The sequence below is a fragment of the Vibrio sp. Vb1554 genome (assembly GCF_033344235.1).
On sequence record NZ_JAWPOJ010000023.1, the window covers coordinates 45,179 to 62,309 of the forward strand.

The following is a 17,131-nucleotide window of genomic DNA, read 5'->3' on the forward strand; positions in this document are numbered from 1 at the left end:
GTGATTGAAAAAATCTGGTTTGAAAACCATCCAATAAAATACCTCTTGTGGCCGCTTTTGTGGCCACTGAGTTTATTATTTGGAGCGATAAGCAAGTCAAAGCGAAAGCAATACCAAACTGGCCGCAAGCAAGCTTATAATGCGCCTATACCTGTTGTTGTGGTTGGCAATATCACTGCTGGTGGCAATGGTAAAACACCAGTTGTTGTGTGGCTTGTTGAGCAACTACAGCAAATGGGCTTTAAGCCGGGGGTTGTTTCTCGTGGTTATGGGGCAAAGGCTCCTGCCTATCCGTTAGTGCTAAAAGAAGATACGCCAGCGAAGCATTGTGGCGATGAACCTAAGTTGATTCATCGCCGTACAGGAGCACCTGTTGCGGTAGATCCTGTGCGTTCAAATGCAGTGAAAGCACTGCTAGATTTGGATGTGGATATCATAATTACGGATGATGGATTACAACATTATGCGTTAGGCCGTGATATTGAGTTAGTGATTGTGGATGGGAATCGCCGGTTTGGGAATGAAAGCCTGATTCCATTAGGTCCTTTACGTGAAGGTATTGAGCGACTTAAAGAAGTCGACTTTATCATCACCAATGGCGGTCAAGCGCATACGGGCGAAATCGCAATGGCTTTAGCACCCTCTAAAGCTATTAATCTTAAGACTAAGCAACATGTGGATGTCTCGGAGTTGAAAGATCTCGTCGCATTTGCGGGCATTGGGCATCCTCCGCGTTTTTTTCATACACTAAACTCGATGGACGCAGATGTTAAAGTCACAAAAGGTTTTGCTGACCATCAAGACTTTGATCAACAAGAATTAGAAGCATTGGCTCAACAAGGGACCAATGTGATTATGACCGAGAAAGATGCCGTCAAGTGCAGCCATTATGCGCAAGATAATTGGTGGTATCTGCCTGTATCTGCCCAGTTTGAATCAAACGATGCAGAGCAAATTTTAAATAGAATAAAAGAGGTTAAAGCGGCTTATGGATCACCGTCTACTTGAGATTGTAGCTTGCCCTGTTTGCAAAGGTAAGCTGACGTACGATAAAGATAATCAAGAGTTGATCTGCAAATTGGATCGCCTTGCTTACCCGATCAAAGAGGGTATTCCAGTTCTGCTAGAGCCTGAAGCTCGCACTATGAGCATGGATGAGGGACGCTAATGTCTTTTACGGTTGTCATCCCTTCGCGCTACGCATCGAGCCGTTTGCCTGGTAAACCGCTAGCGGATATTGGTGGTAAGCCTATGGTTCAGTGGGTTTATGAACAAGCGCTACAAGCGGGTGCGGAAGATGTCATCGTTGCAACTGATGACGAGCGTGTTGCGAAAGCGGTTTCGTCATTTGGTGGTAAAGTTTGTATGACCTCTCCCCACCACGAATCAGGTACGGAGCGTCTTGCCGAAGTTGTTGAAAAAATGGCTATTCCGTCAGACCACATTATTGTTAATGTGCAAGGGGATGAGCCTTTGATTCCGCCGTCCATCATTCGTCAGGTTGCTGATAACTTATCTGGGTGTGAAGCCCCGATGGCGACGTTAGCTGTAGAAATAGACTCGGAAGAGGAAGTGTTCAACCCGAACGCTGTTAAAGTTGTCGCAGATGAGCAAGGTTATGCGATGTACTTTAGTCGAGCAACCATCCCTTGGGATCGCGATAACTTTGCTAAACAAGACAAAACCATTGCCAACCCATTAATGCGTCATATTGGTATTTATGCTTATCGAGCTGGTTTCATTAATACGTATGTCAACTGGGCACCAAGTGCATTAGAGCAGATTGAGTGTCTTGAGCAACTGCGAGTGCTTTGGTACGGTGAAAAAATTCATGTGGCGGTAGCGAAAGAAGCACCAGCGGCAGGGGTTGATACGCCCGAAGACCTAGAAGCCGTGCGCGCGATTGTTGCAAAGCAAGCGTAACAAATGCTCATATAGATTTAAGAATAAACAAGGCTCCTGAATTAGGAGCCTTTTTGTTTTACTTGTATCGAGGTATTAGTTAAATGTTAGTGTCGTATTGGTTCCGTTTAGGGCAGGTTGCTAACACCTCTCGGTGACCGGTGTCTTTCACTTCTTGGAGAATGACATCAAAGCCCCATAATCGGTACACGTGCTTTAGAACTTCTTCGTAACTATCATCAAGTGGGATGCGGTTGTGAGGAACGTACTGCAACGTAAGTGAGCGATCACCACGGACATCGACATTAAACACCTGAATGTTTGGCTCAAGATTAGATAAGTTATACTGAGCAGCTAAGGTTTCTCTAATGCGTTTATAACCCATCTCATCGTGTATCGCAGCGACTTCAATAAAGTTCTTATGATCATCATCGTTTATCGCAAACAGCTTGAAATCACGCATTAATTTCGGAGAAAGGTATTGGCTAATAAAGCTTTCATCTTTGAAATTATGCATCGCGAAATGCACTGCATCTAACCAGTCGGTTCCTGCCAAGTCTGGAAACCACTCTTTGTCCTCATCAGTTGGTTCTTCACAGATACGCTTAATATCTCGGAACATGGCAAAGCCTAACGCGTAGGGGTTAATGCCATTAAAGTAAGGACTGTTATAAGGCGGCTGAGCCACGACACTGGTGTGGCTATGTAAGAACTCTAGAATGAACTTTTCAGACACCAAGCCCTCATCATAAAGATGGTTGAGTATGGTGTAGTGCCAGAACGTTGCCCAGCCTTCATTCATGACTTGCGTTTGTTTTTGCGGATAAAAATACTGACTGATCTTACGGACGATCCGAACAACTTCACGCTGCCACGGCTCTAGCAACGGCGCATGTTTTTCGAAGAAGTAGAGCAAGTTTTCCTGAGGCTCGCTTGGGAATCGCTCTTTAATGTCTTCCTCTTTCGTCTTGGCTGTCGGTACGGTGCGCCAAAGCTCATTAACTTGAGATTGTAGGTATGCTTCGCGTTCTTCTTGTCTTGCTTTTTCCTCTGTAATTGAGATTTTCTCTGGACGCTTGTAGCGGTCTACACCAAAGTTCATTAACGCGTGACAAGAGTCGAGCAGCTTTTCCACTTCTTTTACGCCATATCGTTCTTCACATTCGGCTAAGTACTTTTTGGCGAACAGCAGATAGTCGATAATAGAACTGGCGTCAGTCCACGTTTGGAATAGGTAGTTACCTTTGAAAAAAGAGTTATGGCCGTAACACGCGTGCGCTATCACGAGTGCTTGCATTGTTACCGTATTTTCTTCCATCAAATAAGCAATACAAGGGTCGGAGTTAATCACAATCTCGTAGGCTAACCCCATTTGACCATGTTTATAGTTCTGCTCTGTTTGAATGAATTTTTTACCAAATGACCAGTGGTTGTAATTGATTGGCATGCCGATACTTGAGTAGGCATCCATCATCTGTTCTGAAGTAATCACTTCTATTTGGTTAGGGTAAGTGTCTAGGCGATAATGCTCCGCGACACGCTTAATTTCTTTGTGGTATCGCTCTAACAGCTCAAATGTCCAATCTGGTCCATCTGGCAACACTTTACTGTTACGCTTCTTAGGCGCCTCTCCTGAGAGGTTTCTCGTTGCGGTATTCATCGCTAGCCTCCTTACGCCGTTTCTTTTTGGAATAGTTCACGAAAGACTGGGAAAATATCCTCCACAGAGCGAATGTTTTTCATTGCGAAATTAGGAAACTCTCCAGTGAGTTTTTCGTACTCATGCCATAGAGTTTGGTGCGAGCGCCGCGTGATCTCTATGTAAGAGTAATACTGACAGTTTGGAAGTAATTTGTTCACTAACAGATCCCGGCATCTTGGCGAATCATCTGCCCAGTTGTCACCGTCGGATGCTTGAGCTGCATATATGTTCCACTGACCAATCGGGTATCGCTCTTTTACTATTTCATCCATTAACTTGAGCGCGCTAGATACAATGGTACCCCCGGTTTCTTGTGAGTAGAAAAATTCGTGCTCGTCCACTTCCTTCGCTTGGGTATGGTGGCGGATAAAGACGACTTCGACATTCTCGTAGGTACGAGTTAAGAACAAGTACAAAAGAACATAGAAGCGTTTTGCGATGTCTTTCGTTGCCTGATCCATAGAACCGGATACGTCCATTAGACAGAACATGACCGCTTGGCTCGATGGTACAGGGCGTTTCTCATAGTTCTTGAAGCGTAAGTCGAAGGTATCGATGAACGGCACGCTTTCGATTTTCTTGCGCAGTTCTTCAATTTCAGCCTTCAAGCGGTTCTCTTCAAACTGCTGAGCAGGCTCAATATTTTTGATGCGAGCAAGTTCGTCTTCTAGCTCTTTGAGAAGTCGTTTCTTACCAGCAGTCATTGCAGTACGGCGCGCAAGAGATTGTTGCAGAGAGCGTACTACGGCGATATTGGAAGGGATACCGGCAGTTTGAAAGCCTGCACGGTGCGTTTTCCATTCTGTGATTTTGGCAATTTGGTTTTTTTCTAGATTAGGCAGCTCGAGATCTTCGAACAAAATATCGAGGTACTCATCTTTTGATATTTGGAATACAAATTCGTCTTGGCCTTCTCCATCTGGACTGGCGTTCCCTTCTCCAGAGCCGCTACCTTGACCGCCACCTTTGGGACGCTCAATTTTATCACCAGTAATGAATTGATCGTTACCGGGATGAACTCGTTCGCGAACACCACCTTTGCCTTGATGAAATATAGGCTCATTGATGTCTTTGTGAGGGATAGAGACGTCTTCGCCCGTTTCCGTATTCGTAATCGAGCGTCGATTCACTGCGTCTGCTACCGACTCTTTTATTTGCTCTTTGTGGCGCTTCAAGAAGCGCTGTCGATTAACAGCGCTCTTGTTCTTGCCATTGAGCCTTCGGTCTATAAATTGCGCCATGAAATAGCCCTCTTCATGTTTCACAAGCGACCTAACTCAATACTGGGTTAGGATGACTTACGTACTCGTAGGTACCACTCAGAAAGTAGGCGAACCTGTTTCTCGGTATAGCCTTTTTCCATCATGCGAGCGACAAAGTCGTCGTGCTTCTTCTGATCTTCAGAAGAGGTTTTCGCATTAAATGAGATAACCGGAAGTAGCTCTTCGGTATTGGAGAACATTTTCTTCTCGATTACTGTGCGCAGTTTTTCGTAGCTGGTCCAAACCGGGTTTTGACCATTGTTATTCGCTTTCGCACGAAGCACAAAGTTAACGATCTCGTTTCGGAAATCTTTCGGGTTAGAAATACCAGCTGTTTTTTCGATCTTTTCTAGCTCAGCATTCAGTGAAGAGCGATCAAATAGCTGACCGGTTTCTGGATCTCGGTACTCTTGGTCTTGAATCCAGAAGTCTGCATAGGTGACATATCGGTCGAAGATGTTTTGGCCGTATTCAGAGTAAGACTCAAGATAAGCGGTCTGAATCTCTTTACCGATAAATTCAACGTATCGAGGTACTAGGTAGCCTTTCAAGAACTCGAGATATTTCTCTGCTGTTTCAGCAGGGAACTGTTCGCGCTCAACCTGTTGTTCAATCACATAGAATAGATGTACAGGGTTGGCTGCCACTTCGGTTTGGTCGAAGTTAAATACGCGTGACAAAATCTTAAAGGCAAAACGTGTTGAGAGACCGTTCATGCCTTCATCGACACCAGCATAATCACGATACTCTTGATAGCTTTTTGCCTTTGGATCCGTATCTTTCAGCGTTTCACCGTCGTATACGCGCATCTTAGAGAAGATGGACGAGTTTTCAGGCTCTTTAAGTCGAGAAAGAATACTGAATTGTGCCAGAGTCTCGAGCGTGCTTGGTGAACAAGGGGCTTGAGACAACTCACTGTTTTCAAGGAGTTTTTGGTAGATTTTGACTTCTTCTGAAACACGTAGACAGTAAGGTACTTTCACAATATAAACACGGTCCAAGAACGCTTCATTGTTCTTGTTGTTACGGAAGGTCTGCCACTCAGATTCGTTTGAGTGAGCCAGAATCATACCGTCGAATGGAATCGCAGAAAGGCCTTCTGTACCGTTGAAGTTGCCTTCTTGCGTTGCTGTTAACAGCGGGTGAAGCACTTTGATTGGTGCTTTGAACATCTCAACGAATTCCATTAAACCTTGGTTTGCTTTACACAGCGCACCGGAGTAGCTGTAAGCGTCTGGATCGTCTTGCGAATAGTGTTCAAGCTTACGAATATCGACTTTACCAACCAATGATGAGATATCTTGGTTGTTTTCATCGCCTGGTTCAGTTTTGGCAATACCGATTTGGTCAAGGATAGAAGGACGTACTTTCACTACTTTAAATTTGGTGATATCACCACCAAACTCGTGAAGACGTTTAGCGGCCCACGGAGACATGATCGAGCGAAGATAACGGTGCTCTATGCCATATTCTTTTTTCAAAATATCGCCATCTTCTGTGGCTTTGAATAGGCAGAATGGATGGTCATTCACTGGGCTGCGTTCGCCGTTAGCAGTAAGAACATAAATAGGCATCTGTTCCATCAGAGCCTTAAGCTTTTCTGCAAGCGAAGACTTACCGCCACCTACAGGGCCGAGTAGGTAAAGAATCTGCTTACGCTCTTCTAGGCCTTGCGCCGCATGTTTTAGGTAAGACACAATTTGTTCTATGGCATCTTCCATGCCATAAAAGTCTTTAAAGGTTTCATAACGAGAGATAACACGATTCGAGAAGATTCGGCTTAGTCTCGGATCCTTTGCCGTATCGATTATCTCTGGTTCACCAATCGCCATCAGTAGGCGTTCTGCTGCATTAGCATAAGCGCTTTTGTCATCTTTACACAGGGCTAAAAACTCCTGTAACGACATCTCTTCATCTTTTGCAGCTTCATATCTTGATTGATAGTGGTCGAAAATACTCATGTCGCTTTCCCCTTTAATAGTCAGTCTACCGACGAACGTTGATTCAGGCTTTCCACCAACAGTTATGCTCGTTGTTGTTTGAATATACGTCCTGTTATCACATTTGGTTCGTACAGAATGTAAGATTGGCGACACCAAAGACTTTGCTTTATGGACGGTTTTTTCGTTACAACGGTGAGCGGTGGATATGAATTTTTCAATCACAGCCTTTCTCTACTTAAGCCTAGTCGGGGATTTGCAATTTTGCTTAACAATTATGAATTTATTGTAAAAGTGACATTTGAATCACTCTTTTATTAAGGACGAATTTATGTCGTGAATAGGTGCAATAGAAATTCAAATATTTGGCAAAGACAGAAGAGTCTCAGTGATTCGTTGTTCTACATTGAGCAAGGTAAGTGAAAGAGGTAGGAAGAGAGCAAAGTCTTAGATAAGTTTGTGACAGGGTAAATAACAAGGAGAGCGGGCGCTCTCCTCATTCTTAGACGACCATTTTATGCGCTTAAGATTTGCGCTAGTTCGTTTTCACATAAATGATACTGACGAGGGCAGTTACGCCAAGTTTGCAGCATGCGGCGGTATTTATCTAGCATCGGCATTTGGCTGTTAAAGTGATGATCTGCCTTGTCAAACTGAGGGTACAAACCTTCAGAATCGATGAGAAAACGTACGTAATGTACTTGTTGCGCTTCTGAAGCGATATCAAATCCCAAAAACTTCAAGCGGCGCTGATCTACGTTGCTGCGGTCTTCATCGTCTAGCATGTTGTAAGATTCTTGCATCGCATGATACATCTCCATAACGTCGATGATCTCACGACATTCTGCTTCTGAGAGGCAGCCGAAATCTTTGTTCAACTCTCGCATTTGTAGTTCATAACCACGTTCAACGATCGTTTGTAAGCGTTTGTATTTGGCTGCATTACTTGGATCAAGTTGAGACATAAGGTTGTATTGGTTTGATAGAATCAAACGTTGAGCGTTTGACATTTCCATGGTGACCTCACTAGATATCTAATACATTTTTAATGTGCTTAGGTTAACGCTTAAGACATGAGTGAAACATGATCTCAACACATATTTAATACTAAAAAATGGCAAGAACTGTCACTTTTGACCAGTTTGAAAACACTTATTTATGGTAATGATTGTATATGTAGTCTCGGTCTGAAAATACTCTCAGCCACTCTGGCTTGAATACGGTTAAAACCGCCAGTGCCATACCATTTAATAGACCTTCTGGAAAGGCGAGCAACGGCACAAAAACAAAGTAGTTATGTTGAATGGTTTCCCAATCGTAGTGACCAACTGATAGGTGATAAAAAGAGTTAATGATGAGGTGCAGACTTCCTGTTATCGCGCCATTGAAAAATCCAGCAACGAAGATGAAAACAAAAATGTTTCGTGGTAAGTAGTGGTAACTCAGAAGAAACACTAAGTAACTAATGAAAATCGGAATTAGGGCAGATAGAACTAACGACGTGGGTAAGAGTAGCAAGGACACATCATGTAGTAGGTGGTTGACCAACATAGCGGGAATGCTGAGTAGAAATGCCATGCGCCAACCATACATCATCGTCAGCGTTGTTAGTGCAAGAAAATGAATCTGTAATCCTTCTTTTACACCTGCTTGAGCGGCCCATAAAATACTGAAAAAGAAGAGCGTTGCAAAAACGAGGTGCTGAAATCCTTTTTCTTTTTCCAGTTTGAGCCAAACGACTTTTTTCCAATCTGGTAGGCAGTAGACTACTACTATCCAAATTGAGACAACAAGAGAGCCTAAGTTAAACAAATCCATGTTACTTCCTTCCTATGCGAACATGACGCAATCATTTCTATCGTTCTTTTTATACCTAAATGACCGCAGAGAAACTCACTGATAAGGCTTAGATATAATCAAAAAAATACCAGCAATAAGCTGGTATTTTAAAGAGGTTAGTCTTGCGGTTCACTTAGTATTTTACGTTATCGTTGTATTGAGCAAGAATGGATTGAATTTCATCCATGGTTTCTTTCGGTGGCGGGTTTACGCCTTCGAGTGGGTATTCTAAGCCTAACGCTTCCCACTTATGAGCCCCTAATTTGTGGTAAGGAAGTAACTCGACCTTTTCGATGTTATCCATGTCTTTAATAAATTCACCAAGCATGTGTGCTGCTTCTGGGTCATCTGTGTAACCAGGCACGACGACATAGCGAATCCATGTTTTCTTTCCGATTTTTTGCAAGTAACGAGCAAAGTCCAATGTGCGTCGGTTGGATACACCGATGAGATCTTGGTGCACTTCGTCTTTCATGTGTTTGATGTCAAGCATGACTAAGTCTGTTGCATCCAGTACTTCATCGATAACATCAGTGTGCTTACGAACATAACCGTTAGTATCTAGACATGTATGAATGCCTTCGGTTTTAGCTGCGCGGAAAAAATCACGTACGAATTCCGGTTGAAGCATCGCTTCGCCGCCAGAACAAGTAACGCCACCACCTGATGCATTCATGAAGTGGCGGTAACTTTTCGCTTCGGAAATGATTTCTTCAACCGTGACTTCTTTGCCATCATGCGTGTCCCAAGTATCGCGGTTATGGCAATACTTACAGCGCATTAAACAACCTTGCAAGAAGACGATAAATCGAATACCAGGTCCGTCTACGGTACCACATGACTCAAATGAGTGAATACGACCAGCTGTTGACATCTTTTGCTCTCATTACTAGTAAATTCTAGCTGTTATTTTATTACAAAAAGCAGGGTTAAAACAGCTTTGTCGGTACTAAAGGCAAGGTTATTTGAAGAAAGAAAATAGATGGAGCCAATCTGCATAAACGCTTGAACACGAGGTGGTTAATACCTACCCCGAGAACTTGCCGTGTATCTAGATTGACTTCGATGCTGGGATAATCCAGTTTTTAGAAAAAGGCGAACACGGAGAACGAGCCTGTCCCATAAACATCGGTTTGGGCTTCTTCATAATCCGGTGTTTTAATTGTAAAGGTGATGCTTGCACCGTAATTTTGGTTGTACCAAGATACCCCCGCGACGGCACTTGCTTGCCAATTTTGCAGTGTGACGTCGTATGGCGCTGACGGTTCAGGAATGCCAGGACGATCTCCTTCGATAGTCATGTCATTAAAGCGGTAACGACCTTCAAACCCGGTGAACAAGAACCAACTCGACGTGTTCTGAGCGATCATACTTGCTGAGAAAGGGCTTTCGACACTGATATTGGCGGCTCCGATGCTATTCGCTAGGTTTGTACCCCAACGAAACATGACGCCTTGAGAGACATCACTACGGAAGTTACCCGCATTGATGTCGTTAATGTTGGTGATCTCCCATTGTGTTTTTTGTTCTTCGCTGCGCATCAATTTGTTAAATACGCGGTAACCAAGGCTGAACGCCACTTTATCTTCAATCTGGTAATCCCAACCTTGAGGGTCCGTCGATCCTGTTATGCCGTGAACGATTTCTTGCGCCTTTTCTGATAGCGAACTTTCACCCGTAGTTCCTATGGTGAAATTGTACCGTACAGCTTTGTCACTCGTTAGGGAAAGGTAGTTGATTTCGGTGTGTAGGTAACCGGCATATGGGCGATCATTGATTAGTGGATAATCGGCTTCAATGTCGCTTGGAGTCCACATCTTGTGGCCAAGAACCAACTCTATTTTATCGATATTGGCGTGCTCTGAGTTAGCTAGACTCAGCCATTTCCATTGGCTTTCTTGTGTCAGTTGGTCTGTCGCGTAAGAAAGGAAAACACCATTCGTATAGTCTTGATCGACGCCAAAAATACCATCGTTGTCGATGGTAAAAGAAACCGTAGACTTAGTGGATGCTATTGCAACTGGAGAAAGAAGGGTAAGAATAATTAATTTACTAAATCTCATAGACTTTATTTGCTAACTTTTTTCGCATCATACGTAAGAATGCGGGCAAAAGTCTTTCGCGATATCACAACTTTCATTCAAGAAATAAAAAAAGGCTGATGCTACTTAGCATCAGCCTTTGTTGTATTACTAGAACGTTATTTCGCTATAGTCTTATAGAGACTCAGTGAATGTACGCGCGATTACGTCAGCTTGTTGCTCTGCAGTTAGAGAGTTGAAGCGAACAGCGTAACCAGATACACGGATTGTTAGCTGAGGGTATTTCTCTGGGTGCTTAACTGCGTCTTCTAGAGTTTCACGGTTAAGAACGTTCACGTTTAGGTGTTGACCACCTTCGATACCCGCTTCGTGGTGGAAGTAACCATCCATAAGACCAGCAAGGTTAGCGCGTTGTGAACCCTCATCTTTACCTAGTGCGTTAGGTACGATAGAGAATGTGTAAGAGATACCATCTTGTGCGTCAGCAAACGGCAGTTTAGCAACTGAAGTTAGTGATGCTACAGCACCTTTCTCGTCACGACCGTGCATTGGGTTTGCACCTGGAGCAAATGGAGCACCAGCACGACGACCGTCAGGCGTGTTACCAGTTTTCTTACCGTAAACCACGTTTGAAGTGATAGTAAGAATTGACTGAGTAGGGATTGCATCACGGTAAGTCTTAAGCTTACGGATTTTGCCCATAAATACAGAAACAAGTTCACATGCAATGTCATCAACGCGTGGGTCGTTGTTACCGAATTTAGGGTAATCGCCTTCGATTTCGAAGTCGATTGCTAGACCGTCTTCGTCACGAATTGGCTTAACTTTTGCGTATTTAATTGCAGATAGTGAGTCAGCTGCAACAGATAGACCAGCAATACCACAAGCCATAGTACGCTTAACGTCACGGTCGTGTAGAGCCATTAGCGCCGCTTCGTAGCTGTACTTATCGTGCATGAAGTGGATAGCGTTTAGTGCAGTCACATATTGTTTCGCTAGCCAATCCATGAAGTGGTCCATTTTCTCCCACAGTTCATCGTAGTTAAGAACATCGCCTTCGATCTTAGGCATTTGCGGGCCAACTTGGATTTTTAGCTTCTCATCCACACCACCGTTGATGGTGTAAAGCATTGTTTTCGCAAGGTTCGCACGAGCACCGAAGAACTGCATTTGCTTACCAACAACCATTGGAGATACACAACATGCGATCGCGTAGTCGTCAGAGTTCATGTCTGGACGCATTAGGTCGTCATTTTCGTACTGAATAGAAGAAGTATCGATAGATACTTTCGCACAGAACTTCTTGAAGCCTTCAGGTAGTTGCTCAGACCAAAGAACAGTGATGTTTGGCTCTGGAGAAGGACCCATAGTGTATAGTGAGTTTAGGAAACGGAAGTTTGTACGAGTAACTAGCGTACGACCGTCAAGACCCATACCACCCATAGACTCAGTTGCCCAGATAGGGTCGCCAGAGAATAGATCATCGTACTCAGGAGTACGTAGGAAACGAACCATACGTAGTTTCATTACGAAGTGGTCGATCATTTCCTGAGCTTGTTCTTCAGTTAGCTTACCAGCCGCGATATCACGTTCGATGAAGATGTCTAGGAACGTAGAAGTACGACCTAGAGACATAGCCGCACCGTTTTGAGATTTAACAGCAGCTAGGTAACCGAAGTAAGTCCACTGAATAGCTTCTTGCGCAGTTTCAGCAGGACGAGAAATATCACAACCGTATTTTGCAGCCATTTCTTTGATTTGACCTAGAGCACGGTGTTGCTCTGCGATCTCTTCACGAAGCTGCATTGTCATTTGTAGGTCTTCGCCGTTCTCAAAACGCTCTTGTAGAGAAGAGAACTGCGCGAATTTATCCTTCATTAGGAAGTCAATACCGTATAGAGCAACACGACGGTAGTCACCGATGATACGACCACGACCGTATGCATCTGGAAGACCAGTCAGTACGCCAGATTTACGACACGCCATGATTTGAGGAGTGTAGATATCGAAAACGCCTTGGTTGTGAGTTTTACGGTATTCTGTGTAGATTTTTTTAACTTGTGGGTCTAGCTCGCGGTCGTAGGCTTTGCATGAACCTTCAACCATGCGGATACCACCGTTAGGGATGATCGCACGTTTTAGAGGAGCGTCAGTTTGAAGACCTACGATAGTTTCTAGGTCTTTTTCGATGTAGCCTGCATCGTGAGCAGTGATGGTAGAGATAACTGAAGTATCAAAATCAACAGGAGCGTGAGTCGCGTTCTCTTGTTTGATGCCTTCCATTACCTTAGCCCAAAGCTTGTTAGTCGCTTCAGTACCTTCAGAAACTAGGAAAGATTCGTCGCCTTCGTACGGAGTGTAGTTCTTCTGAATGAAATCACGAACGTTTACTTCGTTTTGCCAGTCGCCTGCAGCAAAACCTTCCCAAGCTTTAGCAAATTGCTCTGCCATGACATACCTACCTTTTTAGTAGAAAAAAATACGTACTGCTTCGCCGTTGAGCCAGCTATCCCCAGATAAAAGAGGGGAACAGTACACTCTTATGAATAACAATATTTATAGTCTTAAATTTACGTATTCGATTTACAAAACTATAAATATTGTCACTAGTTTTAACGTTTCTCTTTTTAAGCAACAGTTAGAGGTTAAACTAAAATTTTTTTGCAAACCTTAAACTAAATCAATAAATCCTCAAAAATCTCGATAAAAATGGGGTAGCGACGAGCGCTACCCACAAATTTCTGGACTGCTAGCTTATAGCCAAGCTTGGATGCCATACTGGCCTTCAAGCATACCAACTGCAAGCATAGCAACTAAACAGATAACAAGTACGCTTACTGGGATCACAATCTTGTCTACAAATGATAGGCGAGACGCGCGCTCTTTATCTCCAATTAAACCGTTGTTATCTAAAAGCATAGTTAGTGCCCAAGCTAGAACTGGGTTAACAACGGCAGAACCAAAGATACAAATGCCTGCTGCTTGTGAGTCTTTCGAGTCCTTCACCATCTGCATGCCAGCTTCAAGCAGTGGTAGAGATACACCAACGAGAAGAGCAACGCGCATAACTGGAGGCCATACTGCAACGTCCATAGGAAAACCAAGGATTGCAACAATAATACATAGAGAGCCTAGTAAGATGGCACCAGCAGGAATAGGGCGTTTCGCGATTGCAGCAGGGATCATGTAAGTCCCCCAAGATGATGTGATGTTACCACCACCCACGGCAGTACCGACCATTTGGCGAACGGAACACATTGTCATTGTGTCATCAACGTCCATCAGCACTTTCTCACTCTTACGTGGGTAGTTCATCTCTTGGAAGATACGGTGACCCAAGAAGTCAGGTGACCACATTGCTACCGCAAGAATGGCGAATGGTAGTGAAGCGATGAAGTGTTCCATATTAGGAAGACCAAGCATCCAACCTTCTTCTGTTGAACCCCACCAGTAGATTGGATTTAGGTTTGGAAGGCCTGTCTCGGTTACGAATTTAATATCGAAGCCTGCGCCAAGAGCAAGTGCGATTGCAAGCCCAGTGAAGGCACAAACAGGGATCGCTAGCCAGCGTTTGTTCACTTTAGCAAGGAACGCGTATAAGCCAATGGTAACCGCAAGAACAATCAGACCGATGTAACCCATGCTACCAGCGGCAACCGTATCGGATTGCAAACCAACAGCCCAAGCTTGAATAGAGTTAATTTGGCTCATGGTTCCGGTTAAACCTAGGAAAATAAGAAGGCCACCAGCCGTACCTTCAGAGGTGAGGTTAACCAGTTTTGACCCACCTTTTAAGAGGCTCAAAATCAAACCAAACACACCAATGAGAATTGCTAATGCAAGAGGGTGAGCACCAGCAAGAGCGATGGTACCAATAAGAGGGATCATTGGGCCGTGGTTGCCTGCTAGGTTGGCTTTAGGGTTAATAAAACCAGAGGCAAGTACACAGAAAAGAAGTGCAGGGATGAGCATTTCTACACGCGCAACTTCGATAGCAAAGTCCTTGCCTAAGTTTACGTGGTCCCATGCTGCAGTAAGACCTTCAGCCCAAGACATCATTACCGCAGAGTACATTGCGATAATACCGATAGTACCAGCAAGTGCTGGAACAAGGTCTTCAAGCTCAAAGCGGAAGTCACGACCTGGCAAGTTCAAGCCAAAACGACGTGGTTTCATAATTTGTAGTTCGTGGTCTAGGTAGTCTGAACGGCTTGCGAACTCAGATGCTGGACGATGAAGCTCACGGTAGCTCTTGGTCTCGATATCTGAATCAGAGTGCGTTTTGTTAACTGCGTCTGACATAGATTCCTCATATATTTAAAGTTATGAATTCTTCATTCAATTGTGTTAATCCGCATCCTGCGGCACGCTTATGCTAGCTATTGTTAGATTTGTTACACGTCGACACTGTGCCTAAGCATAGCTAATAACTTATTGTGTTGAGGCACAAAAAAAGCCTCATCTTTTGGCAGGAGTCTAGCAAGATAGCCATTTAGGGTGATTGATTTAGATCACTTTAAGAATGGTTGTGAAATAAAACTACAGAAAGTTTCTGGCATGCGAATGAGATGCGGAGATTTTGTGTAATTTTATTACACAAGTTGCATAAAATTAGAACTTTTTGTCCTTTTGCACGAGATGCAGATTAAATGTCAATATTCACGATGATTATATAAAGCTGGCTTTATTCTTGCTTTGGACAGAGCAAAGACAATTTTTTGGCTAATCATTGCCGCTCAGTTTAGGAAAAAGACATGAAACAGCTTAAAGTACTGCCACTAGTGGCAATCATCTCAGGGTTAATGGTCGGTTGCGGCGGCGGTGGCGGCGGTGGCGGTGGTGCAGCGCCGAAAACTGCGTTTACTTTTGATTTTGCTATACCAGCAACAATGACTGAAAGTGAAGCAACTACGAAAGGTTGTACTGTATATGACCACAAAACTGAACTGAACGGCGATAAAACGGTTTTAACCTATAGTGCAGCGTCAAAAGAGCAAGTGACCAACTATGTTATCGGTTACTACTCTGATGCCGATGGCAAAAGATCCGGAGACATTATCAAACCTACCACTGATAACTTTAAGTTTTATCTTGAAGATATCCCTGACGGCGGCTTTGTAACGTTTCAAGCAATAGAATTTAACGGCAAAGAAGCTCGCGTAAACACGTTTTCAAAAGAGTTCTTGCAAGATAAGAAACTACGTAATGCTACTTTTGCACTAAACCGAGACTCTTTGAACAAATGCTTTACTGGCGGTAACTTAGCAAGCAATAAGTTTACTAACTTAGATTACCGAAACGCTGAATCAGGTGGCGGAGATTACAACTTTGTCTCGCAAACCGATATTTTCACGTCTCCGAACCCTGATATGTTGCCTACTGATGAACTGATGGGGCTTAAAGGTGAACCAACGGCATTGTTTCAGTATGAATCAGGTTCAAGCGACAAAGCGCTTTACCAATATGGTATTGGTTCGTGGGGAACTGGTGAGATAGCCTTAGTTAGAGCGGATAATACGTCAAACATTTATTCGTCTTCTGACTATACTTACGACTCGCTCAACATTGGCTTTGTTACTAACGGCTTTGCATATGACGCGTTGAAGCTGGATAAAACGGCCGTTGAATATAATCGCCCTAGTGCAACGAATAAAGAAACTTGGGTATACATGGCGTTCTCAGAGAATCAAGTTAATGGTTGGGAGTCTCTACTTAACGAAACGATCTCTGACGGATGGGATATTGACGTTGATCCGAGTGCTTACTTAAATATTGATAACCTGCCGAACACAAAACCAAGTGTATCAACGCAAGGAAGTGCAGAGTCCGTGATTGATCTGGACATGGGCTTAACATCGTCTACTGAAGGCTTTACTCGTGTCGCTTACTTTGCAACTTCAGGCGACTACAGAGTCACACATCGCATTTTCACAACAAGTGATAGTGATTCTGTTGTTGTTCCAGAATTGCATTACTACAACTTCCCAACATCGGCCGTTAACGGTTTGAAAGTTTCAGCTTCGGACGATTTTAATCGCACTGCTTTGGTAGTGAATGAAGATAGTAATATTGATTCTAAAGTTTTCATGAGCTTCTTTTCCAATGGTGAAGCGTCAGAGCCTGAACTAGATGAAGACCTAGATGGCATCATTACTTCTGAAAAAGAAGGCTTAGAAAATGAAGTGACATTACGTACTTCAAACTCGTTGGTAGTCAGTCGTTTTAATTAATTCATTGCGACCTCGAATAGGTTTCAATTAACACTTTTGTAAATTTATTAAGCCCCTTTGAAAGGGGCTTTTTTATATTTAATATTCAACTTTTGAAGAATATGTTGCTATATATTGCATATTAATTTGTCTATTGTATCTTTCTATTCGAATTGTTTAGGTTAATAATTTGTTGCAAGTTTCAAGGGGCGGTGCTAATTTGTTCCGAATTAGA

Annotated in this window: 13 protein-coding genes; 4 read left to right on the top strand and 9 right to left on the bottom strand. The window is 43.5% G+C overall.

Annotated features, from left to right (window positions below):
• From lpxK to kdsB, 3 genes are read left to right on the top strand one after another with little or no spacing between them, the layout of a single operon-like run.
• Entirely contained in the window at positions 1-1,008 is a 1,008-nt protein-coding gene (gene lpxK, locus R8N28_RS17745; RefSeq protein ID WP_065274294.1) for a tetraacyldisaccharide 4'-kinase, read from the top strand.
• Positions 989-1,168 (top strand): Trm112 family protein, encoded by a 180-nt coding sequence (locus tag R8N28_RS17750; RefSeq protein ID WP_005378451.1) that lies wholly within the window; start codon positions 989-991, stop codon positions 1,166-1,168. The genes lpxK and R8N28_RS17750 overlap by 20 nt, the downstream gene beginning before the upstream one ends.
• Positions 1,168-1,923: a 3-deoxy-manno-octulosonate cytidylyltransferase gene (kdsB, locus tag R8N28_RS17755; RefSeq protein ID WP_053349434.1), complete on the top strand. Its 756-nt coding sequence runs from the start codon at positions 1,168-1,170 to the stop codon at positions 1,921-1,923. The genes R8N28_RS17750 and kdsB overlap by 1 nt, the downstream gene beginning before the upstream one ends.
• A 79-nt stretch (positions 1,924-2,002) precedes the next feature.
• Here the strand turns inward: kdsB and R8N28_RS17760 are convergent, their stop codons facing one another.
• From R8N28_RS17760 to R8N28_RS17800, 9 genes are all read right to left on the bottom strand, one after another.
• Positions 2,003-3,562, bottom strand: a complete 1,560-nt coding sequence (locus R8N28_RS17760) for a SpoVR family protein (protein ID WP_005378449.1) — start codon at positions 3,560-3,562, stop codon at positions 2,003-2,005.
• Positions 3,563-3,573: 11 nt separating this feature from the next.
• On the bottom strand, positions 3,574-4,845 hold the full coding sequence (locus R8N28_RS17765) for a YeaH/YhbH family protein (RefSeq protein ID WP_065274295.1): 1,272 nt from the start codon (positions 4,843-4,845) through the stop codon (positions 3,574-3,576).
• A gap of 47 nt (positions 4,846-4,892) precedes the next feature.
• Positions 4,893-6,827: a PrkA family serine protein kinase gene (locus R8N28_RS17770; protein WP_005378447.1), complete on the bottom strand. Its 1,935-nt coding sequence runs from the start codon at positions 6,825-6,827 to the stop codon at positions 4,893-4,895.
• Positions 6,828-7,321: 494 nt separating this feature from the next.
• Positions 7,322-7,822 (bottom strand): YfbU family protein, encoded by a 501-nt coding sequence (locus tag R8N28_RS17775; RefSeq protein WP_065274296.1) that lies wholly within the window; start codon positions 7,820-7,822, stop codon positions 7,322-7,324.
• 136 nt (positions 7,823-7,958) lie between these two features.
• Positions 7,959-8,624, bottom strand: a complete 666-nt coding sequence (locus R8N28_RS17780) for an energy-coupling factor ABC transporter permease (RefSeq protein WP_065274297.1) — start codon at positions 8,622-8,624, stop codon at positions 7,959-7,961.
• A gap of 154 nt (positions 8,625-8,778) precedes the next feature.
• Entirely contained in the window at positions 8,779-9,519 is a 741-nt protein-coding gene (gene pflA / locus R8N28_RS17785; RefSeq protein WP_005387854.1) for a pyruvate formate lyase 1-activating protein, read from the bottom strand.
• A 211-nt stretch (positions 9,520-9,730) separates the two neighbouring features.
• Positions 9,731-10,708: a lipid A deacylase LpxR family protein gene (locus R8N28_RS17790; protein ID WP_005378443.1), complete on the bottom strand. Its 978-nt coding sequence runs from the start codon at positions 10,706-10,708 to the stop codon at positions 9,731-9,733.
• Positions 10,709-10,861: 153 nt separating this feature from the next.
• Positions 10,862-13,138: a formate C-acetyltransferase gene (pflB, locus tag R8N28_RS17795; RefSeq protein WP_005378442.1), complete on the bottom strand. Its 2,277-nt coding sequence runs from the start codon at positions 13,136-13,138 to the stop codon at positions 10,862-10,864.
• Positions 13,139-13,441: 303 nt separating this feature from the next.
• A complete protein-coding gene (locus R8N28_RS17800) occupies positions 13,442-14,989 on the bottom strand; it encodes a DUF3360 family protein (protein WP_005378441.1) in 1,548 nt (515 codons plus the stop codon).
• A gap of 452 nt (positions 14,990-15,441) precedes the next feature.
• Here R8N28_RS17800 and R8N28_RS17805 point away from each other — a divergent pair, with 452 nt between their 5' ends.
• Entirely contained in the window at positions 15,442-16,917 is a 1,476-nt protein-coding gene (locus R8N28_RS17805) for a hypothetical protein (protein ID WP_017820023.1), read from the top strand.
• Positions 16,918-17,131 lie beyond the last annotated feature (214 nt).